Origin of the sequence: Micromonospora foliorum, assembly GCF_022229015.1 — a bacterium.
GTDB classification, from domain to species: domain Bacteria; phylum Actinomycetota; class Actinomycetes; order Mycobacteriales; family Micromonosporaceae; genus Micromonospora; species Micromonospora foliorum.
The window spans coordinates 1-21,024 of sequence record NZ_JAKKFF010000135.1 but is presented as its reverse complement, the minus strand read 5'-3'; the positions used below and the strand labels follow the sequence as shown (position 1 = coordinate 21,024).

Sequence of the window (21,024 nt, the reverse complement as noted above, 5' to 3'; positions counted from 1 at the left end):
ACGAAGGAGGCAGTGACATGAGAAGCAAGCCACCTCCCGGCCGCCCCGTCGCGGTGATCGGGATGGCCGGTCGATTCGCCGGAGCGGGCGATGTGGCGCAGTTCTGGACGAACCTTGTCGACGGGGTCGAATCGGTGCGCCGGACCGGCGAGCGGCCACGGCCCGGCGGCGTCGACGACGGCGAGTTCGTGGGCGCGGTCGGGAAGGTCGACGGCGTCGACCTCTTCGACGCGGACCATTTCCGGGTGCCGCCGGCCGAGGCCGTCACCCTGGACCCGCAGCAGCGGATCCTGCTGGAGGTCGCCGCCGAGGCGCTGGACGACGCCGGCTACGCGGGCGAGCGGGACGCCGTGGTCGGCGTCTTCGTCGGGTGCGGGGAAAACCTGTACTACCGCGACTTCGTGGCGCCCACCGAGGCCGGCGCCGGGCGCCTCGGCGACGTGCAAGTGACACTGGCCAACGAGAAGGACTTCCTGGCGCCGCGGCTCGCCTTCAAGCTCGGCTTCACCGGGCCGGTGATCACCGTGCAGACCGGCTGCGCCACGTCGCTCACCGCGGTCGCGCTGGCCTGCTCGACGCTGGCCGCCGGCGACTGCGACATCGCGCTGGCCGGCGGCGTGAGCCTGCTGCCGCCGGACGTGAACGGCTACACCTTCCACGAGGGCGGCATCCTCTCGGCCGACGGGCACTGCCGGCCGTTCGACGTCGGTGCGTCGGGCACGGTGCCCAGCTCGGGCGCGGGCATCGTGGTGCTCCGGCGCGACGACGACGCCCGGGCCGACGGCGACAACCGACGGGCGGTGATCCGGGGCTGGGCCGTCAACAACGACGGCGGCGCCCGCGCGGGCTTCGCCGCGCCCAACGTGGACGGGCAGGAGGCGGTGATCCGCGCCGCGCTGGCCCGGGCCACGCTCACCGCCGGCCAGGTCGGCTACGTCGAGACGCACGGCACCGGCACCGCCATCGGCGACCTGGTCGAGTTCGAGGCCCTCCGGCGCGTCTTCGCCCACGACGGCCGATCGACCGCCTCGGTCACCCTGGGCGCGGCCAAGGCGAACATCGGCCACGCCGACGCGGCGTCCGGCGTAGCGGGCCTGATCAAGGCGACCCTGGCCGTGGAGAGCGGCACGCTGCCGGGGACGGCGCACTTCGCCGCGCCGAACCCCGAACTCGACATGGACTCAACGCCCTTCGTGATGACCGCGGCGACCCGCCCCTGGCCGGTGGAGAGTCCGCGCGTCGCCGGCGTCAGCTCGTTCGGGCTGGGCGGCTCCAACGCGCACGTCGTGCTGGAGCGGGCGCTCGTCGAGCCGGTCCCGACGACCATGCGGCCCCGGGCCGTGCTGGCGCTGTCCGCCCGTACCGATGACGAGCTGCACCGGATGCGGGAGCGGCTCGCCGAGCGGCTGGCGGCGACGGCGCCGGCCGAACTCGCCGACGTGGCCTACACGCTCGCGGTCGGGCGCGGCCGGTTCGTGCGGCGGTGGTCGGCGGTGGTCGGCAGCAGCGCCGACGCGATCACGAAACTGCGCGCGCCCGGCGAGGCCGGCCGGTCCACCGCCCGCTGGTCACTGGCCATCGCCGGGGATGCCGCCGAGCTGGCCGAGTTGGGCAAGCGGCTCCAGGCGTCCGAGCCGACCGTGCGGTCCGGGTTGCTCGAACTCACCGGGTCGACCGAGCTGGCGGACATTCCGATGCCACGGGCCGGCGCGTTGGTGGCGGCCGTCGTGGGCCGGGTTCTGCAGCGGCTCGGGCTGACCTTCTCCCGGGTGGACGCGCAGGAGTGGGCCCGGCCGGTCGCGCAGTGGCTCGCCGCGGGCGCCGATCCGTCGTCGTTGGCCGCGGCGCTGGACGCCTGCACCGGCACCGCCGAGGGCCGGGAGACCCGTTCCGGCCCCGGCCAGGTCGTCATCGGGCCGTCGTTCGACCTGGACGAGGTGCTGGCTGCGGCGTGGCAGGGGGGCGCGCGAATCGACTGGGCGGCCTACTACGCCGACGAACCGCGCCAGCGGGTCTCGCTGCCCGCCTACCCGTTCACCCGCCGCCGTTTCTGGCTCGACCGGCCGACGCGCTCCGTCGGGACGGTCGACGGCGCGACGGGTGCCTCGGCGCGCCGGAACGGCGTGAGCATCGCCAGCTATGTCGAGCAGGTGTGGCGCGACGTCCTCGGCGTCGAGCACCTGCCGCCGGACGCGCACTTCTCGGACGACCTCGGCGGCGACTCCATCTACGCGGTCGAGGTCACCGCCCGCCTGCGCGAGGGGCTCGGCCTGGACCTGCCGGTCGACCTGCCGTTCGTCGCCCCCACCGTCGCCGCCACAGCGGCTTTCGTCGAGGAAGCCTCGGCCAACAAGGAGACAGGCTCATGACCACCATCAACGACGACATGGTTCTCATCCGCGGGCTGGACGTGACGGCCCGGCTCGCCACCGGGGTCGAGGGGCTCAGCGACCGTACCGCCGACGGCATCCTGCTGGAGACCCTGACCGGCCGCTACGTGCTGGACCGCGACGCCCGGGTGCCCTGGCTGTTGATCGACGGCCGGCACACCGTCGGGCAGGTGCTCGCCGGGGTGGCCGAGGCAACCGCCGCACCGGTCGAGCAGATCCGACAGCCGACCTACGAGCTCTGCGAGCGGCTGCTCGAGATCGGCCTCGTCGAGGTCGCCACGCCCGCCGACGTCGCCGCCGTGACCAGCCGTTAGGTCCCGGATGAACCGCACACCGATCACCCGAGTCGGCCTACAGTTCAGCGGCTACTCGTTCGCCGGGGTCACCGACGACAAGCTCTTCCAGCAGGTCGCGGACGCCGCCCGGGCGGCCGAGAAGACCGGCTTCGACAGCCTCTGGACCATGGACCACCTCCACCAGATCGCCTCGGTGGGGAGCCGGGACGAGCCCATCCTGGAGGCGTACACCACCACGGCGGCCCTGGCGGCCGTCACCTCCGTCGCCCGCCTCGGGGTACTCGTCTCCGCCTGCGGCTTCCGGAACCCGGCGGTGCTGGCCAAGATGGTCACCACCATCGACATCATCAGTGGCGGCCGGGCGATCCTGGGCATCGGCGCCGGCTGGCACGAGGAGGAGTACCGCGCCTACGGCCTGGACTTCCCGCCCGCACGGGAGCGGCTGGCTCAGCTGGCCGAGGCGGTCCAGATCTGCCGCGCGATGTTCACCGAGTACGCGCCGCGGTTCGCCGGGAAGTACCACCGCATCGACGAGCCGCTCAACATGCCCGGGCCGATCAACCCGGACGGGCCGCCCATCCTCATCGGCGGTGGCGGCGAGAAGGTGCTCATCCCGCTGATCGCCAGGCTCGGGGACGCCTGCAACTTCTTCGGCGGGCCGGCCACGGTGCGCCACAAGATCGACGTGCTGGAACGCGCGTGCGCGGCCGTGGGACGCGACAGCGGCGAGATCACCAAGACCTGGTTGGGTCACGTGATCATCGCCGATTCCGAGTGGGAGCTGCACGAGGCGCTGGACCGGCTGGGGGTGCTCCTCGACCTGACGCCGAGTGCCGCCCGGGGGTTCGCCCTCTGCGGCACCCGTGACCAGGTGCGGCGTCAGGCGCGCAGCTACCGCGAGTCCGGGGTGGACGGCTTCATCGTGGCCGTGCTCGACCCCACCGACCTCACGCACCTGCAGGCCGTCGGCACGACTCTGCGGGAGGCATTGGATGGCTGACCTGGCCCGGGCTCCGGAGGCCGGCCCCGACCTCGACGGCGACCCGGTCGAGGTCCTTCAGGCGGTCTGGGCGGACGCCCTCGGCGTCGAGACCGTCGAGCCGGACGCCGGCTTCTTCGACCTCGGCGCGACCTCGGAGGTGATGCTCGGCGTGGTCCGCACACTCCGCGGGCGCTGGCCCGGGGTGCGGATCGTCGACATCTTCTCGCACCCGACCGTCGACCAGCTCGCCGCGTTCCTCGGCGATGAGTAGGTCACAGCGCGGCGCGCACGGTCTCGGCGAGCCGCAGCCACGCGTCACCCGCGAAGAGGTGGTCTCCCTCGGCGACCTCGTGGAAGGTCGTCGGGCCGGTTGTCTCCCGCCGCCAGGCGTCGAGCCGGGCACGGCTCAGCTGGTCGTCCCGCGCGCCGTAGACGACGGTGATCGGCGTCGTGAGGGCGGCTCCGGGCCGGTGGACGTAGCGCGACACCAGGCCGATGTCCGCGGCGATGATCGGCAGCAGCAGTTGGACGAAGTCGGGCTCGTCCCGGAAGTGCGCCGGAACGTACTGCAGGAGGTCCTGCTCCGCCGCGGGGTCCGCCTCGGTGAAGTGCGGGGGCGGCAGCTGCGAGGCGACCAGCAGGTGGCTGACCTCGATGCCGTGGCCGTCGTGGGTCAGCGCCTTCGCCAGCTCGAACGCCAGCACCGCCCCGAAGCACTGACCGAAGAGGGCGACCCGCGTCACGCCGCGATCGGCCAACTCGGCGACGACCTCGCCGACCACCTGGCCGGCGGTCTTCGCCGGCGGCTCGGCCCGGCGGCTCTCGCGGCCCGCCAGTCGCAGGCCGTAGACGGTGGCCGTGTCGCCGAGCACCGGGGTCCACACCCGGAACGGAGCCGCTCCGGCGCCGGCCCACGGAATGCACACGAGGGCCAGGCCGCTTGTCGCCGGCGCGCCCCAGGAAACGAGCGACTGCCCCTTTGTCGGCGACGGTTCGAGCTTATTCATGACAATGGATACTATGCGGCCGCCGCCAACTCGTACACCGTCACCCGGGAGGAATTCTGATGTTCGATCCGAATATTGACGTCATCGTGGCTCAGCCCCGATTCCGGCAGCCACCGGACATGAGTTTCGACGGCATCCTCAAGCGGTTCCCGGGCCTGGCCGAGGCGGAAGCCGTCTGCTGGACCGGGTCCACCGCGATCGGCTGGGGCAACGTCTACAGCGACTACGACCTCTTCGCCTTCTCCGACCAGACCCTCGAGCTGCCGGTGGACGAGACCATGGAGACCTGGCCGGGGGTGGACAAGAGCGGCATACGCTGGGACAACTGGATGGGCGAGTACGAGCAGGCGCGCGTCGACCTGACGGTGTGGCCGACCGCCACCTTCGCCACCGTGCTGAAGCCCTACCTGGCGGGCGAGGTCGAGCTCTGCGGCACGAGCGAGGGCATGCTCGCCTTCGTCTACCGGATGTCCATCGCCACTCCACTGAAGAACGACGCATTCTTCCAGCAGGCGCGCGAACTGCTGGAGAAGTCGTCGTTCCGCCGCGCCCGTGCCCGTACCGCAAAGGTGTGGGCGGAGAATTCCCTCATCGACGTCGCCGGTCAGCTGGACAACGACGACGAGGCCTCGGCGCGTATTTCCGCGCGGGTCGCGGCATTCCGGGCGACCGACGCCTGTCTCGCCCTGTTCGGAGACTTCTGCCACGACGAGAAATGGACGATGCGCCGGTTGGCGGCCAAGCCCGAGTGTGGCATCGGCGCCGATGAGTTCCGGTCCATGGTGCTGGACGGGGCTCGTCCGGGAGAATCCGACGGAGACTGCGCCCTGCGCGTGGCGCGGTGGGCTCAGGGTCACCTCGTGCGGCTCGAGGGCGAGTTCCTGGCCACCGCCTGACCGGGCGGGCCGCAAGGTTGGACAAGGACGAGGAGAACCAGTTGAAGACCGTCGGACCTGACGCAGGCCGGCTGACCCGGATCCGCGCCACTCTGCGCGGCCCGGAGGACCGCCGTCAGCAGGTGCTGGCGCGGGCGACCATCGTGAACACCATCGGCATGGGCATGTTCCTGTCCGCTGGGACGATCTTCCTGATCAGGTTCACCGGCCTGAGCCCGGCCACGGTCGGGCTCGGGCTCACCATCGGGTCGCTGATCGGGGTCGGCGCCGGCGTGCTCGTCGGTGACCTGGCCGACCGGCGCGGCTCGCGTGAGGTCGTGATCGCCGCCATGGTGTTGGAGGCGGTGGGCAGCATCTGCCTGCTGCTGGTGGACAACCTGTGGAGCCTGATCGCCGTGGCCGCGGTCGCCGCGATCGGCAGCGGCGGGACGAGCAGCGCCCGGGGCGCGATGATCGGAGTGGTCGCCGAGGAGGGCAAGGGGGCGCGGCTGCGCTCGTACCTCCGGGCCGTGACGAACGTCGGGCTCGCGATCGGCACCCTCTCGGCGGCCGTCGCGCTGGCCATCGACACCCGCCCGGCGTACGTGTTCCTGATCGTCACCGACGCGACCACCTTCCTGATCGCCGCCGCCATCCTGTCCCGGCTGCCGCACCTGCCGCCGACCCGGGTCGCCAAGCTCGACGACGCCGTCGAGAAGGAACGCAAGTGGATCGCCCTGCGGGACCGGCACTACCTGATGCTGACGGTCGCGGCGGCGGTGGCCAGCCTGCAGTACTGGGTGCTGGTGCAGGCGCTGCCGGTGTGGATCGTGTTCGAGACCGACGCACCGCGTTCCATGGCGGCGCTGGTGCTCTTCATCGCGTCGATCGCCGTCGCCGCGATGCAGGTGCCGGCGACGCGGTCCATCGACGGTCCCGCGTCGGCCGCGCGTCTCATCACGATGTCCGGGCCGCTCTTCCTGATCGCCTGGACCATGATGGCGTTGTCGGGCGGGACGGTCGCGTGGGTCGCCATCGCCCTGCTGCTCGTCGCCGTGCTCGTCCACTCGCTGGCCGAGGTGTGGCAGGCCGGTGGCACGTTCGAGCTGTCCTTCGCCCTCGCCCAGTCCAAGGCGCAGGGGCAGTATCAGGGCGTCATGGGCCTGGGGCAGTCCATCGCCGCCGCGGTGGCGCCGGCCATCGTCATCCCGCTGTGCCTCAACGGCGGGCTCTACGGCTGGGTCGCGCTCGGCGTGGTCGTCGCCGTCGCCGGGTTCGTCTGCGCGCTGATCGAGCGGCACTGGGCCCGGTCGCGGCCCGTGCCGGTGACCTGAGAGGACGTGGTGATGTCCCACATCGACAGCGTCGAGCTGGTGCCGAGACTCACCGTCATCTGGGAGGCCGAACTGGGCGTCCCCGTCGCACCGGAGGACGACTTCTTCGACCTCGGCGGTGACTCGCTGCTGGCGCTCGCGGTGGCCCGGCAGGCCGCCGCCGAGGGAATACCGATGCAGCCGGGGGCCGTGCTGCGCCACCCGACGGTGGCGGCGCTCGCCGACGCGGTGCGGAGGGGAGCGGCGTGACCCTGGCCTCGCCGGAAACCGTACCCGGGGTGTTCGCCGGCGTCGCCCGCGCGACCCCCGGGGCGGTCGCGGTCGAGGACGACCAGGAGCGGTTGACGTACGCCGAGCTGGACCGCCGTTCGACGGCGCTGGCGCGCGTCATCGTCGACCGCGGCTGCGCGGGCGGGTTCGTGGGTGTCCTGCTCGGCCGATCGACGCGGACCGTCGTCGCCCTGCTCGCCGTGCTGAAGGCCGGGGCGGCCTACGTGCCGCTCGATCCCGCCTATCCCCGGGCGCGGCTGCTGGACATGGTGGAGCGGTGCGGCGTCAAGCTGGTGCTGACGAGCGCCGACGCCCCGATGCGGATCGACGTCGACCTCATCCTCGTCGACGAGGAACGGCACGACGAGGCGACGGCTCCGTTCGCCGCTCCGGAGCGCCAACCTGCCGACCCGGCGTACGTCATGTTCACCTCCGGCACCACCGGCCGGCCGAAGGCCGTGGTGGTCTCGCACCACAGCATCGTCAACCTGGCGACCGGCGCCGACTACGTGGAGCTGGGCCCGGCCCGGACGATGCTGCAGTTCGCGCCGATCTCGTTCGACGCGTCGACGTTCGAGATCTGGGGCGCCCTGCTCAACGGCGCCCGGCTGGTGGTCGCCCCCGACGACCTGCTCGGCAGCGACCGGCTCGGCGAGCTGCTGACCCGCCACCGGGTCGACACGATGTGGCTGACCTCCGCGCTGTTCCACCAGGTCGTCGACGTCGACCTGCGGGCGCTCGATCCGGTGACCCAGCTGCTCTCCGGCGGTGACGTGCTCTCGGCCGACCACGTGCGGCGGGCGCTGGCGGCCGTGCCGGGCCGGGTCGTGGTGAACGGCTACGGCCCGACCGAGACCACCACCTTCGCCTGCTGCCACCGCGTGTCAACGGTCGAGGAGGCGGGCCACCCGTTGCCGATCGGCCGGGCGATCCCGGGCGCCCGACTGTGGATCATGGACGAGCGCGGTGAGCCCGTGCCCGAGGGCGATCCGGGCGAGCTGTGGATCGCCGGTGCCGGCGTCTCGCTCGGCTACCTGGAGGACCCGACCGAGACCGACCGTCGGTTCGTCCCCGAGCCGGGGCGGCCGGAGTCCCGCGCCTACCGGTCCGGTGACCTGGTGCGGCGGCGCGGCGACGGGCTGCTGGAGTTCCTCGGCCGCATCGACGACCAGGTGAAGGTGCGCGGCTATCGAATCGAGCCGGCCGAGGTGGAGGCCGCCCTGGTCGAGCAGCCCACCGTCCACCGGGCCGTGGTCACCGCCCAGGAGCTTCGGCCCGGCGACAAGCGCCTGGTCGCCTACCTGGTCCTCGCGCCCGGCGCCGAGCTGCGCGTACCGGAGCTGCGGCGGGCGCTGGCGGCGCGGCTGCCGGCCCACCTGGTGCCAGCCCGGTATGTGGCGATGGACGATCTGCCGGTCACGCGCAACGGCAAGGCCGACCGCCGCGCACTGCCGGTGCCGACCTGGCGGGGCGGCCAGGGGTGAGCGTGAACAGGCCGGTCTTCGCGATCTAGCCCGCTGCCTCCGCAGGCAAGCCCGTTCGCCGCACCGAACCTCGCCGTGATCCCACCCTCGTCGGTCATCCACGCGATCTCCGAGGCGGGGCGTTCACCCGAGTGATGAGTTGTCGCGTCCGCGCCCGTCATACCTGGGACAGGACATGACGAGGCGGAAGGATGACGTGATGAGTGCGGACACGCGGCTGGAGGAGCTGGGCGTGAGCGGTCTGGGCGAGGTCGACGAGCCGGCGTTCTCGGGGCTGGTGCAGCGGCACCGGCGGGAACTGCACGTGCACTGCTACCGGCTGCTCGGGTCGTTCGAGGACGCCGAGGACACCGTGCAGGAGACGTTCCTGCGGGCCTGGTGGCGGCGGGAGACCTTCGAGGGGCGGTCGACGTTCCGGGCCTGGCTGTACCGGATCGCCACCAACGCGTGCCTGGACCTGCTCGCGAGGCGCCGCCCGGAGCCGGCGACCGGCGGCGAGGTGCTGTGGCTGCAGCCCTACCCGGACCGGCTGCTGGACGAGCTGCCCGCGGGCGACGCGGACGAGCCGGAGACCGTCGCCGTCGCGCGGGAGACGATCGAGTTGGCGTACCTGGTCGCGGTCCAGCACCTCGCGCCGCGTCCGCGGGCCGTGCTGATCCTGCGGGACGTGCTCGGCTGGCCGGCGAAGGACGTCGCGGAGCTGCTCGGGGACTCGGTCAACTCGGTCAACAGTGCCCTGCAGCGGGCTCGCGCCGGCATGCGGGAACACCTGCCCGCCGAGCGGCAGGACTGGACCGGCGGCGAGGAGGACGCCGGGACGCGCGAGCTGGTGCGTCGCTTCACCGACGCCAGCGTGGCCACGAACGTCGACGTGCTCGCTGGCATGCTGCGCGACGACGTCCGCTACTCGATGCCGCCCACGCCGGGCCTGTACGTCGGCCGCGACGCGGTGCTGAACAGCTGGGTTGAGGATGGCTTCGAGGGCATGACGGGCCTGCGCGCGGTCCCCACCTCGGTGAACCGTCAGCCCGCCGTCGCCTTCTACCACTGGCGCAAGCAGGAGGGCGCGTACCTGCCGCTGACGATCGACGTCCTGCGCATCACCGGCGGCGCGATCACCGAGGTCTTCATCTTCCACGACGACCAGTTCCCGCGGCTCGGGCTGCCGGAGCGCCTGCCGGCGGACGGCTCGGAGTAGTCCCGGTGTGGACGCTCACGCTGCGCGGTGGCGCGCGTGCCGCGGTGGTCCCGGCGGAGTGGTACGACGCGTTCGGTGTGGTCACCCGTGGGCGGGTGCAGCTGGAGCTGCGCGACGGCGAGCCTGGGCCGGTCCTCGGACGCGATGCCGGGTTCTGGCTGCGCGGCACCGGGGTCCGCGCGCTGCGCAACCCCGGCCGTCGCACGGCGAGGGTGCGTGTCTGCGCGCCCGGGGCCGTCACACGCCAGTCAACGCATCCGGTACGACAGCCTCCAGCTGAGGGAGACGACGTGAACAGCACGAAGGACACCGAGGTAGTCGCGGGCCCGGCATCGGGCCAGCGCAGCCGCACCCACCGCGGGCTCGCCGGCACCGGCTTGATTGCCACGCTCGCGGCGATGGTGGCCACCACCCTCGCCGCTGCGCTGGCCCGGGCCGGTGGCGTCGACTTCGAGATCCCCGATGGTGGCGAGACGATTCCGTTGTCCGGGATCGCCGTGGTGACCGGCTTCTTCTCGGTCGTGGGCGTCGTCATCGCCGTGGTTCTGCTCCGGTGCAGTGCCCGCCCCGCCGACCGGTTCGTGTGGACCGCAGTGGCGCTGAGCGTGCTCTCGTTGGTCCCGGCCCTCGTCTCCGGGGCGAACGCGGCCACCATCGCCGCCCTCGTCGGGCTGCACCTCGTCGCCGCGGCGGTGATGATCCCCGTCCTGGCACGGAACCTTCGCGCCCGGACCGACTGACGAATCGGCCGCCTCGCCGGTAATCCAACAATTCGGCTGGCGTCGACGCCCGCCGAAACGACAGGAGGGCCGGCCCGACGGGCCGGCCCTCCTGCGGTCTACGCGCTTCGGTGGGGTGGGGCAGTCTGCTCCCACAGCGACTTCATCTCGTCGAACGCCTGCTCCATCAGCTGCACCATGGCCTGCCGGGCCCGCTCACCGTCACGCCGCTGGATCGCCTGGGCGACGTCGGCGTGCATCTGGAGGGCCTGCTCGTGCGGGTGGTGTGGCATGAGGTGGTGCTTGTGCCGGCCGGTGAGCACCTCCGCGACCAGGTCCTGGAGCCGGACGAACATCTCGTTGCCGGAGGCGAGCAGGACGCGCCGGTGGAACTCGATGTCGAGGTGCAGGAAGCGCTCCTCGTCGCCGGCCTCGCCGGCCGCCCACATCTTCGCCGCCAGCCCGACGAGGTCGCTCGCCTCGTCGCGGCCGATCCGGCTGGCGGCCAGGAAGGCCGCGTGTGGTTCGACGGCGGTGCGCAGTTCGGTGATCGAGCGGAGCTGGGCCATCCGGCCGGCCGAGGCGAGACGCCAGCGGATCACCTGCGGGTCGAAGACGTTCCACGCGCTCGCCGGCCGGATCATCACACCTACCCGTCGGCGCGCCTCGATGAACCCGATCGAGGCCAGCACCCGCAGCACCTCGCGCACGACCGAGCGGGACACGGCGTACCTGTCGACCAGCTCGTCGATGTTGAGGACCGATCCGGGTGCCAGTTCACCGCCGCAGATGGCGGTGCCGAGGTGTTCGAGGACGCGCGCGTGCAGCCCGGACTCGACGGGAAGGGCCGGAGCGGCTGCAACCTCTGGTGAGGACGGTTCCACCCAAAGATCATATCATTTGCATCTACCTCTTGAGGTAATCAGCTTATTCGGCCTAGCATCCCGATGTTAAGCGGATGTAACACCGAGGTAGCGGCTCTCTCGGGGGCGGCGGCCACGACAGAAGGAGAGACAAGCGTGCGACGTCGATCGATAATCGGCACTTCTCTGGCTGTGGTCGCCGCCATGGGCCTGGCCGCCTGCGGCGGCGATGGCGGCGGCGAGGACTCGAAGACCGTCCGCGTGACGCTGGTGAACCACGTGTGGACGGAGAACATCAAGAAGGTCCTGCCGGAGTTCGAGAAGCAGTCCGGCCTCAAGGTCGAAGTCACCCAGCTCGGTGAGGACCAGCTCTCCGACCAGTACAACGTCAAGCTGAACGCCGGGTCCGACGACCTCGACGTGATGATGTACCGGCCCCTGCAGGAGGGGAAGCTGTTCGGCAAGAACAAGTACCTCGCCGACCTGAGCGAGAGGGTCAAGTCCGACAGCGCCTTCGAGTTCTCCGACTTCCAGGCCGGGCCGGTGCAGGCGACGACCTATGAGGACAAGATCGTCGGACTGCCGATCATCACCGAGCAGGAGGTCCTCTACTACCGCAAGGACCTGCTGACGAAGTCCGGCTTCACCGCGCCGCCCAAGACCCTCGACGAGCTCAAGGCACAGGCCGCGAAGATCGAGGCCGACAACCCGGGCGTCGCCGGCTTCGTCGCTCGTACCGGCAAGGCCGCCGCCGTCACGCAGTTCTCCAGCTTCCTCTTCAGCTTCGGCGGCGACTTCGTGGACGCCAGCGGAAAGGCCACCGTCAACACCGAGCAGGCCAAGCAGGCGTACGCCTACTACGGCGGGCTGCTCCGGGACCACGGCCCGGAGAACATCAGCACCGACATGAGCTGGTCGGAGGCGATGGCGATCTTCACGCAGGGCAAGGCCGCGTTCTACACCGAGGCCAACTCGCTCTACAAGAACGCCACCGACCCGACCAAGTCCAAGGTCGTCGACTCCGTCGGCTTCGCCGCCTTCCCGGCCGGCCCGGCCGGATCGAAGCCGTACAACATCCCGTCCTGGGCGCTCGGGGTGAACGACAGCTCGGAGAACAAGGACAACGCCTGGAAGTTCATCCAGTGGGCCGCCGGCAAGGAGCAGGCGCTGGCGCAGCAGACGGCCGGCGTACCCGGTGCCCGCACCTCGGTCTGGGCGAACCCGGCGGGTACCGCCTCCTACCCGAAGGACCTCGCCGAGGCCAACACGGTCAGCACCGCCAACGGGGTCGGGCACGACCGTCCGCTGGTGGTCAAGGTGGCCCAGGCGCGGGAGATCGTCGGCCAACCGATCGTCGACGCGATCACCGGCAAGGACGCCGCCAGCTCGGCGGACACGGCCAACGCGGCGTTCCAGAAGTTCCTCGACGACGAGGCGAAGTAACCCACGCGCTGGGCGGCGGAGCCGACCCGGCTCCGCCGCCTCGCCGGGACCTGGCCCCTCCAACCCGGAGATCTCAATGTCAGCCGTTCTCACCCCCCGTACCGATTCGCCCGAGGCCCCCGCGGCGTCCCTGGACACCACGTCGGCCTGGTCGCGTTGGGCCAACGAACACCGCAAGTGGCTCTTCGCGGCACCCGCCATGGCGTTCGTCGCCGTGCTGATCGTCTTTCCGGTGGCGTGGACCGGCTACCTGAGCCTGACCGACGCCGAGGGTTCGGTACGCGCCGAGTCGGAGTTCATCGGCTTCCAGAACTACCTCGACGTGCTCACCGACACCGACCGGTTCTGGCCGGCGGTCTGGCGGACCGTCCTCTTCACCGGCGTCGTGCTGTTCTTCGAGGTCGTCCTCGGCATGGCGATCGCCCTGCTGCTGTGGCGGCCCTTCCGCGGTGAGAAATGGGTCCGCGTCGCGATCCTCCTGCCGCTGGTGGCCACCCCGGTGGCGGTCGGCATGATGTGGCGCCTGATCTTCGACCCCAACATCGGGATGGCGAACCAGCTGCTCGGCTGGATCGGGATCGGCCCCCAGCCCTGGCTGGCCGGGCAGCACTCGGCCCTGCCGACGACGATGTTCATCGACATCTGGCAGTGGACCCCGATGGTCGTGCTGATCCTGCTCGCCGGGCTCACCTCGCTCTCCGACGAGCCCCAGGAGGCGGCCCGCATCGACGGCGCCAGCAGCTGGCAGCGGTTCCGGCACGTCACCCTGCCGCTGCTGATGCCCACGGTGATCGTCGCCATCCTGCTGCGCGGCATCGACGCGCTGAAGACGTTCGACATCCTCTACGCCACCAAGGGGCGCGGCGGTGGGTCCTTCCACGAGGTCGAGACCCTCAACGTGTACGCGTACGGCCTCAGCTTCGACTACAACGACTACGGCGTCTCGTCGACAGTCCTCATCATCTTCTTCCTGATCATCATCGGGGTGATGTGGGCCCTCACCTATCGCAAGAAGGGGCTGGGCCGATGAAGCCGAGCAAGCCGTACCGGGTGTTCCGCACGTCGGCTCTCGTCGTCGTGGTGTTCGCGCTGATGGCGCCGCTGCTCTGGATGATCGCCGCGTCGTTCAAGACCAACGTGGACATCTACGACACCGCCAAGGCGTTCGCCTTCTCACCCAGCCTGAAGAACTACGAGACAGTTCTCCAGCAGGCGAACTACCTCCAGTTCATCGGCAACAGCCTCTGGGTGGCGTTCGCGGCCACCACGCTCTCGCTCCTGCTCGGGGTGCCCGCGGCGTACTCGATGAGCCGGTTCAGCATGAAGAAGTCCGCGCTCGTCGTGCTCATGGCCCGGGTGATCCCCGGCGTCTCGCTCCTGGTGCCCTGGTACTACGTCTTCTCGAACCTGAAGATGGTCGGCGGCTTCACCGTGCTGATCCTGAGCCACATGTTCGTGTCGCTGCCACTGATCGTCTACATCATGATGGGCTACTTCGACGGCCTGCCGGCCGAGTTGGAAGAGGCCGCGCTGGTCGACGGGTTGACCCACATCGGCGCGTTCCGGCGGATCACCCTGCCGCTGTCGGTGGCCGGCGTCGCGACCGCCGGCATCCTCTCCTTCATCTTCTCCTGGAACAACTTCATGTTCGCCCTGGTGCTCTCCGGCTCCGACACGAAGACGCTGCCCGTCGCGATCTTCGACTTCGTCGGCTACGCCAGCATCGACTGGGGCGGCCTGATGGCTGCGGCGACGGTGGTCACCCTGCCGATCATGCTGATCGCCCTGTTCGTGCAGAAGTACGTCGTCTCCGGTCTCACCGCCGGTGCCACGAAGGGCTGACCGGGCATGACGACGATCGCAAGGGTAGAGACGTTCCTGGTCGCGCCCCGCTGGCTGTTCGTCCGGATCGAGACGGAGTCCGGCATCGTCGGCTGGGGCGAGGCGACCTGCGAGGGCCGGTCCGAGACCGTGCGCACGGCCGTCCACCAGCTCAGCGAGCTGCTCACCGGTCGGGACGCGCTGCGCATCGAGGACCACTGGCAGGTGTTGACCAAGGGGTCCTTCTACCGGGGCGGCCCGATCCTGGCCAGCGCGGTGTCCGGCCTGGACCAGGCGCTCTGGGACATCGCCGGCAAGCACTACGGCGCCCCGGTGCACCAGCTCCTCGGCGGGCCGGTCCGGGACCGGATCCGGGTGTACGGCTGGATCGGCGGTGACGAGCCCGCCGAGATCCGCGACCAGATCAGCGCCCGGATCGAGGCGGGCCTGACCGCGGTGAAGATGAACGCGTCCGGGCCGATGGGCCCGCTCGCCTCGGTCGCCGACCTCGACGCGGTGGTGCAGCGGGTGGCCGTCGCCCGCGAGGTCCTCGGCGACGACCGCGACGTCGCGGTCGACTTCCACGGTCGGTTCACCCTCGCCAACGTCCGGCGGGTCGCCCCGCTGCTGGAGCCGTACCGGCCGTTCTTCCTGGAAGAACCGGTGGTGCCGGAGAACTCGCACCTGATCGGCGAGGTCGTCCGGTGCACGAGCACCCCCGTCTCGACGGGGGAGCGGCTCTACAGCCGGCAGGAGTTCCTGCCCGTGTTGCAGGCGGGCATCGCCGTGGCCCAGCCGGACCTCGCGCACGCCGGCGGCATCACCGAGGTCCGCAAGATCGCCACGTTGGCCGAGGTGTACGACGTGCAGCTCGCCCCGCACTGCCCGCTCGGGCCGATCGCCCTCGCCGCCTGCCTCCAGGTCGGCTTCGCCACACCGAACTTCCTGATCCAGGAGCAGAGCATCGGCATCCACTACAACCAGGGCGCCGAGGTGCTCGACTACTGCCTCGACCAGACCCCGCTGACCTTCGTCGACGGGTACGTGCAGCGGTTGACCGCGCCGGGTCTCGGCATCGAGATCGACGAACACGCGGTGCGGACCGCGGACAAGCGCGGGCACGCCTGGCGCAGCCCGACCTGGCGGCACCCCGACGGCTCCTACGCGGAGTGGTGAGACCCCGACCGGCAAGAACGAAAGGCACCCCGTGAAGATCGTCGCAGCAGACGTCATCGTGTCCAGCCCCGACCGGAACTTCGTCACCCTCAAGATCACCACCGATGAGGGCATCACCGGTCTGGGCGACGCCACGCTCAACGGCCGTGAGCTCTCCGTCGCCTCGTACCTGCGCGACCACGTCGCCCCGCTGCTGATGGGGCGGGACCCGCACCGGATCGAGGACACCTGGCAGTTCCTGTACCGGTCGGCGTATTGGCGACGTGGCCCGGTCACCATGGCGGCCATCGCCGCGGTGGACGTCGCGCTGTGGGACATCTTGGCCAAGGCCGCCGGCATGCCGCTGTACCAACTGCTGGGCGGCGCGTCCCGCACCGGCATCATGGCCTACGGGCACGCGTCGGGGCGGGACATCCCCGAGCTGTTCGACTCGATCCGCCGCCACCTCGACGAGGGCTTCCGGTCGATCCGGGTGCAGACCTCGGTGCCGGGGATCAACGCGGTCTACGGTGTGGCCGCACAGCCCAGCGCCACCGGCCAGCGCTACGACTACGAGCCCGCGCAGCGCACCCCGCTGCCCGCCGAGGAGGACTGGGACACCCGCGCGTACCTGCGCCACCTGCCGTCGGTCTTCGAGGCGGTGCGCAACGAGTTCGGCCCGGAGTTGCCGCTGCTGCACGACGGTCACCACCGGATGACCCCGATCCAGGCCGCCAAGCTCGGCAAGGCCCTCGAACCGTACGACCTGTTCTGGTTGGAGGACTGCACCCCGGCCGAGAACCAGGAGGCGCTGCGGCTGGTCCGCCAGCACACCACCACCCCACTGGCCATCGGTGAGGTCTTCAACACGGTCTGGGACTACCAGACCCTGATCCGCGAACAGCTGATCGACTACGTCCGGTCCGCGGTCACCCACACCGGCGGCATCACCGCGATGCGCAAGCTGCTCGACTTCGCCGCCCAGTACCAGATCAAGTCCGGCATCCACGGCCCCACCGACATCTCCCCGGTGGGTATGGCCGCGGCGCTGCACCTGGACCTGGCCATCCACAACTTCGGCATCCAGGAGTACATGAAGCACACCCCGCTGGCCAACGAGGTGTTCCGGCAGTCGTTCACCTTCACCGACGGCTACCTGCACCCCGGCGACCAACCGGGGCTCGGGGTGGAGCTCGACGAGGAGGCGGCGGCCCGGTTCCCCTACGAGCCGGCGTACCTGCCGTTCAACCGGCTCAAGGACGGCACGGTTCATGACTGGTGAGCGGCGCGGCACCCGGCCCACCCGGCACGTCGTGGTGATGGGCGTCTCCGGCGCCGGCAAGACCACTGTGGCGCGCGGGATCAGCGCGGCCACCGGGCTGACGTTCGCCGAGGCGGACGAGTTCCACTCCCCGGAGAACGTGGCGCGGATGCGCTCGGGCGTACCACTGGACGACACCACCCGGTGGCCCTGGCTGCGGGACATCGCCGGGTGGATCGCCGATCGCGGCGCGGAGGGTCGCTCGACGGTGCTGGCCTGCTCCGCGTTGAAACGGTCGTACCGGGACGTGCTCCGCCAGGGCCCGCTCCGGGTGGACTTCGTGCACCTGGACGGGCCGGCGGAGGTCATCCGAGCCCGGTTGGCCCGGCGTGAGGGGCACTACATGCCGGCCAGTCTGCTGGAGTCGCAGCTCGCCACGCTGGAGCCGGCCGAGCCGGACGAGCCGGTGCTCGTCCTCGATGTCTCGTTGGCCCCGGAAGCCCTGGTCGCGGCGGCCGTCAAGGGCCTCGGCCTGCCCGGTCCGGTGCCGGTGGGGGAGCACCGGGACCGCATCCACCCCGACTCCGGAGGTGTGTTAGGGTAGCCTGCCCTAATCGTAAGTGGAGTCCGCCGCCGTGCCCTCATCGATCCGAGCATGACAGTCGCCGCGACCACCGGGCCTGTGGTGCTCCGTCGCGCGCTGCGTCGACAGCGCGCCCGGGTGGCCGCCGGCATCGCGCTGCTCTGCACCCACCAGGCCACCGAAGCCCTCGTCCCGGTGGCCATCGGCGTGTTCATCGACCGTGCGGTGGCCACCGGGGACGTCCGCGCCCTGCTGCTCTCGCTGGCCGGCCTGGCCGCCCTGTTCACCGTGCTCGCCTTCGCCTACCGGGCCGGCGCGCGACTGGCGTTCGCCGCCGTCGAACACGAGGCCCACGCCACCCGGGTCGAGATCGTCCGCAGCGCCCTCGACCCGCGTGGACGCCGGTCGGGCCTGCGCGACGGCGAACTACTGTCCGTGACGGCCTCCGACGCCGAACTGTCCGCGCTCGTCGTACGGGTCGCCGGCCTCACCGCCGCGGCGCTCACCGCCATCGTGGTCGCGGCCGTCGCGCTGCTCGTCGTCGACGTACCCCTCGGCCTCGGGGTGCTCATCGGCGTACCCCTGCTGGTCGTCGCCCTCCAGCGGATGGCGCCACTGCTCACCCGGCGCAGCACGTCACAGCAGGAGGCCCTCGCGGCCACCACCGCCCTCGCCGTCGACCTCGTCACCGGCCTGCGCGTACTGCGCGGCATCGGGGCACAGGACCACGCCGCCCGCCGGTACGCGGGGGCCAGCCGCCATGCGCTCGACGTCACCCTGCGCGCCGCCACCACCAAGGGCCTGCACCTCGGGCTCACCACCGCCGTCAACGGCCTCTTCCTCGCGACGGTCGCCGGAGCCGCGGGCTGGCTCGCGTTGCAGGGCCGGCTCACCATCGGTGAACTCGTCGCCGTGGTCGGGCTGGCCCAGTTCATCGCCGAGCCGGTGCAGACGCTCGGGTACTGCGTCCAGTTGTTCGCCATGGCCCGAGCCTCCGCGGGGCGGGTCGCGCGGGTCCTCGGCGCCGCGCCGGTCGTGCAGCCGGGTGACGCCGGACCGCCCACCCCGAGCCCGTCCCGGCTCACCCTCGACGGGGTCTCGTACGCGGGCCTCGACGACGTCAGCCTGCGCGTCCGCGCCGGTGAGATCCTGGGCGTGCTCGCCTACGACCCGAGCGAGGCCGAGGCGCTGGTCGCGCTGCTGGCCGGTCGGGTGCCCCGCGCGGAGCACCGGGGAGCGCTCCTGCTCGACGGCGTGCCCGCCGACGAGCTGCACATCGACGCCGCGCGCGCCGTGGTCCTGGTCGAGCAGCATGACGTGGCGCTGTTCGAGGGGACGCTGCGCGCCAACCTCAGCGCCGGCGCCTCCGTCGACGACGAGGTCCTGCGTGCCGCCGTGCGGGCCGCCGCCGCGGAGGACGTGCTCGCCGCGCACCCGCACGGGTTGGACCGCCTGCTCACCGAACGCGGGGCGAACCTCTCCGGCGGGCAGCGGCAGCGGATCGGCCTGGCGCGGGCGCTCGTCGCCGACCCGCCGGTGCTGGTGCTGCACAACCCCACCACGGCGGTCGACGCGGTGACCGAGGGGTTGCTCGCCACCAGGCTGGCCGAGGCTCGCGGGGCGGGCACCCGTGGCACCGTGCTGATCACCACAAGCCCGGCGCTGCTGCGGATCACCGACCGGGTCGCGGTGATCGATCGGGGACGGGTCGTCGCCGAGGGTCCGCACGAGCGGTTGCTCGCCAGCGACGCCCGCTACCGGGAGGAGACCCTGCGATGACGTCCGAGCCGATCACCCGGCACCTGCTGCCGACGGCCACCGGCCGGCAGACCTGGGCCGCCCTCCGTACCGAGCTGGCGCTCCTGCCCGGGCTCAGTGTCGTCGCCGGCACGTTGCTGGTGGCCGCCGCCGCGACCGGACTCGTCGCCCCCTGGGTGCTCGGCCGCCTCGTCGACGACGTCATCGCCGGAACCGACACGCAACGGGTGATCGCCTGGGCCGGCGTGATCGCGGGCGCCGCCGTGCTCGCGGGACTCCTCACCGCGGTCGGAGCGGCGGTCGCCGCGCGTCTCGGCGAGACCGTGCTGGCCCGACTCCGGGAGCGGGTCCTCGACCGGGCCCTGCACCTGCCCTCGGCCACCCTGGAACGGGCCGGGACCGGGGACCTGGTGGCCCGTGCCGGCGACGACGTGGCCGTGGTGACGAATGTGATCGCCACCAGCGGCCCCGCCTTCCTCGGCGCGCTGCTGTCCGTCGTGCTGACCGCGGCGGGGCTCTTCGCCCTCGACTGGCGACTCGGCATCGCCGGGCTGGTCGCGGCCCCGGCGTACGCGGTGGCGCTGCGCTGGTACCTCAAGCGTTCGGTGCCGTACTACGCCCGGGAGCGGGTGGCGACGGGCGAGCGCGCGCAGGCGACGGCCGAGGCGCTGCGGGGCGCGGCGACCGTGCGCGCCTACCGGATGGAGGACGCCCACGTCGCGCGGATCGCGGAGCGCTCCGGCGTCGCCCGCGACCTGTCGCTGGAGATCTTCGGTCTCTACACCCGCTTCGGGCTGCGCATCAACCGCTCGGAGTTCGTGGGGCTCGCCGCCGTGCTGCTCGCCGGCTTCCTGCTGGTACGTGGCGACCTGGCCACGGTCGGAGCCGCCACCACGGCCGCGCTCTACTTCCACCGCCTCTTCAACCCCATCGGCCTGCTGCTGTTCGAGTCGGACTCCGTGTTGCAGGCCGGGGCCAGCCTCGCCCGACTCGTCGGGGTCACCACCCTGCCGGACACCGCGGCCTCGGCCGGCACCGAGCCCACCCGCCCCGACCGAGCCGTACCGGCGGCACTGGAGGTGACCGTCGCGCAGCACCGCTACGACGACGGGCCGGTGGTGCTGCGGGACGTCGCCCTGCGTCTCGCACCGGGGGAGCGTGTCGCCCTGGTTGGCGCGAGCGGCGCGGGCAAGAGCACCCTCGCCGGCATCATCGCCGGCATCATCGCGCCCACCGACGGCGCGGTGACCCTGCGCGGCGTGCCGCTGGCACAGCTCGACGAGCACCGCCTGCGTCGCGAGATCGCCCTGATCAGCCAGGAGGTGCACGTCTTCGCCGGGCCGCTCGCCGACGACCTGCGCCTCGCCGACCCGGACGCCACCGACGCCGAGATCGCCGCCGCCCTCGACCTCGTCGGCGCCACCGAGTGGGTGCGGACCCTGCCGGACGGTCTCGCCACCGCGGTGGGGGAGGGTGGGCGGCAGCTCACCTCGGCCCAGGCCCAGCAGCTCGCGCTGGCCCGCCTCGCTCTCGCCGACCCGGCCGTCGCGGTCCTCGCCGAGGCCAGCGGCGAGGCGGGCAGCGC

General features: G+C 71.7%; 20 protein-coding genes. 18 read left to right on the top strand and 2 right to left on the bottom strand.

Translation table 11 applies throughout. The features are described 5' to 3' along the window. Positions 1-17 precede the first annotated feature (17 nt). The 4 genes from PSH25_RS12060 to PSH25_RS12045 are packed head-to-tail and all read left to right on the top strand — an operon-like array spanning position 18 to position 3,939. Entirely contained in the window at positions 18-2,369 is a 2,352-nt protein-coding gene (locus PSH25_RS12060; protein WP_238659186.1) for a polyketide synthase, read from the top strand. After that, positions 2,366-2,704, top strand: a complete 339-nt coding sequence (locus PSH25_RS12055; RefSeq protein ID WP_238659185.1) for a PqqD family protein — start codon at positions 2,366-2,368, stop codon at positions 2,702-2,704. Before PSH25_RS12060 ends, PSH25_RS12055 begins: the two co-directional genes overlap by 4 nt. 7 nt (positions 2,705-2,711) lie before the next feature. Next, entirely contained in the window at positions 2,712-3,686 is a 975-nt protein-coding gene (locus PSH25_RS12050; RefSeq protein ID WP_238659184.1) for a TIGR03560 family F420-dependent LLM class oxidoreductase, read from the top strand. Beyond that, positions 3,679-3,939 carry a phosphopantetheine-binding protein gene (locus tag PSH25_RS12045; RefSeq protein WP_238659183.1) on the top strand — a complete coding sequence of 87 codons (261 nt, stop codon included), beginning with the start codon at positions 3,679-3,681 and terminating at the stop codon, positions 3,937-3,939. The genes PSH25_RS12050 and PSH25_RS12045 overlap by 8 nt, the downstream gene beginning before the upstream one ends. 1 nt (position 3,940) lies before the next feature. Here the strand turns inward: PSH25_RS12045 and PSH25_RS12040 are convergent, their stop codons facing one another. Continuing rightward, positions 3,941-4,675 carry a thioesterase II family protein gene (locus tag PSH25_RS12040; protein ID WP_238659182.1) on the bottom strand — a complete coding sequence of 245 codons (735 nt, stop codon included), beginning with the start codon at positions 4,673-4,675 and terminating at the stop codon, positions 3,941-3,943. A 59-nt stretch (positions 4,676-4,734) separates the two neighbouring features. On the opposite strand from PSH25_RS12040, the gene PSH25_RS12035 reads away from it, so the two are divergent. The 6 genes from PSH25_RS12035 (at position 4,735) to PSH25_RS12010 (ending at position 10,576) form a co-directional block, all read left to right on the top strand. After that, positions 4,735-5,571, top strand: a complete 837-nt coding sequence (locus PSH25_RS12035) for a hypothetical protein (RefSeq protein ID WP_238659181.1) — start codon at positions 4,735-4,737, stop codon at positions 5,569-5,571. 41 nt (positions 5,572-5,612) lie between these two features. After that, on the top strand, positions 5,613-6,884 hold the full coding sequence (locus PSH25_RS12030) for an MFS transporter (protein ID WP_238659180.1): 1,272 nt from the start codon (positions 5,613-5,615) through the stop codon (positions 6,882-6,884). Positions 6,885-6,896: 12 nt separating this feature from the next. Beyond that, positions 6,897-7,133, top strand: a complete 237-nt coding sequence (locus tag PSH25_RS12025) for a phosphopantetheine-binding protein (RefSeq protein WP_238659179.1) — start codon at positions 6,897-6,899, stop codon at positions 7,131-7,133. Beyond that, on the top strand, positions 7,130-8,638 hold the full coding sequence (locus tag PSH25_RS12020) for an amino acid adenylation domain-containing protein (RefSeq protein ID WP_238659178.1): 1,509 nt from the start codon (positions 7,130-7,132) through the stop codon (positions 8,636-8,638). Before PSH25_RS12025 ends, PSH25_RS12020 begins: the two co-directional genes overlap by 4 nt. Positions 8,639-8,834: 196 nt before the next feature. Continuing rightward, the gene (locus PSH25_RS12015) at positions 8,835-9,836 is read left to right on the top strand and encodes an RNA polymerase subunit sigma-70 (RefSeq protein WP_372492773.1); all 1,002 of its coding nucleotides are present in this window, start codon (positions 8,835-8,837) and stop codon (positions 9,834-9,836) included. Positions 9,837-9,841: 5 nt separating this feature from the next. After that, on the top strand, positions 9,842-10,576 hold the full coding sequence (locus tag PSH25_RS12010) for a DUF6069 family protein (RefSeq protein ID WP_238659176.1): 735 nt from the start codon (positions 9,842-9,844) through the stop codon (positions 10,574-10,576). A gap of 98 nt (positions 10,577-10,674) precedes the next feature. Here PSH25_RS12010 and PSH25_RS12005 read toward each other — a convergent pair whose 3' ends face one another. Then, positions 10,675-11,439 (bottom strand): FadR/GntR family transcriptional regulator, encoded by a 765-nt coding sequence (locus PSH25_RS12005; RefSeq protein ID WP_238659175.1) that lies wholly within the window; start codon positions 11,437-11,439, stop codon positions 10,675-10,677. A 135-nt stretch (positions 11,440-11,574) separates the two neighbouring features. Between PSH25_RS12005 and PSH25_RS12000 the strand changes: the two genes are divergently transcribed. The 8 genes from PSH25_RS12000 to PSH25_RS11965 form a co-directional block, all read left to right on the top strand. Beyond that, positions 11,575-12,861, top strand: a complete 1,287-nt coding sequence (locus PSH25_RS12000) for an ABC transporter substrate-binding protein (RefSeq protein WP_238659174.1) — start codon at positions 11,575-11,577, stop codon at positions 12,859-12,861. 76 nt (positions 12,862-12,937) lie between these two features. Beyond that, on the top strand, positions 12,938-13,891 hold the full coding sequence (locus PSH25_RS11995; protein WP_238659173.1) for a carbohydrate ABC transporter permease: 954 nt from the start codon (positions 12,938-12,940) through the stop codon (positions 13,889-13,891). Continuing rightward, entirely contained in the window at positions 13,888-14,703 is an 816-nt protein-coding gene (locus tag PSH25_RS11990) for a carbohydrate ABC transporter permease (RefSeq protein ID WP_238659172.1), read from the top strand. Before PSH25_RS11995 ends, PSH25_RS11990 begins: the two co-directional genes overlap by 4 nt. A gap of 6 nt (positions 14,704-14,709) precedes the next feature. After that, entirely contained in the window at positions 14,710-15,858 is a 1,149-nt protein-coding gene (dgoD, locus tag PSH25_RS11985; RefSeq protein WP_238659171.1) for a galactonate dehydratase, read from the top strand. Positions 15,859-15,889: 31 nt separating this feature from the next. Next, positions 15,890-17,119, top strand: a complete 1,230-nt coding sequence (gene manD, locus PSH25_RS11980; RefSeq protein ID WP_238659170.1) for a D-mannonate dehydratase ManD — start codon at positions 15,890-15,892, stop codon at positions 17,117-17,119. Continuing rightward, on the top strand, positions 17,109-17,702 hold the full coding sequence (locus PSH25_RS11975; RefSeq protein ID WP_238659169.1) for a gluconokinase: 594 nt from the start codon (positions 17,109-17,111) through the stop codon (positions 17,700-17,702). Before manD ends, PSH25_RS11975 begins: the two co-directional genes overlap by 11 nt. A 51-nt stretch (positions 17,703-17,753) precedes the next feature. Then, the gene (locus PSH25_RS11970) at positions 17,754-19,460 is read left to right on the top strand and encodes an ABC transporter transmembrane domain-containing protein (protein ID WP_238659168.1); all 1,707 of its coding nucleotides are present in this window, start codon (positions 17,754-17,756) and stop codon (positions 19,458-19,460) included. Then, positions 19,457-21,024: ABC transporter ATP-binding protein (locus tag PSH25_RS11965; RefSeq protein WP_238659167.1), on the top strand; the 1,568-nt coding region annotated here is incomplete at its 3' end. The genes PSH25_RS11970 and PSH25_RS11965, both read left to right, overlap by 4 nt.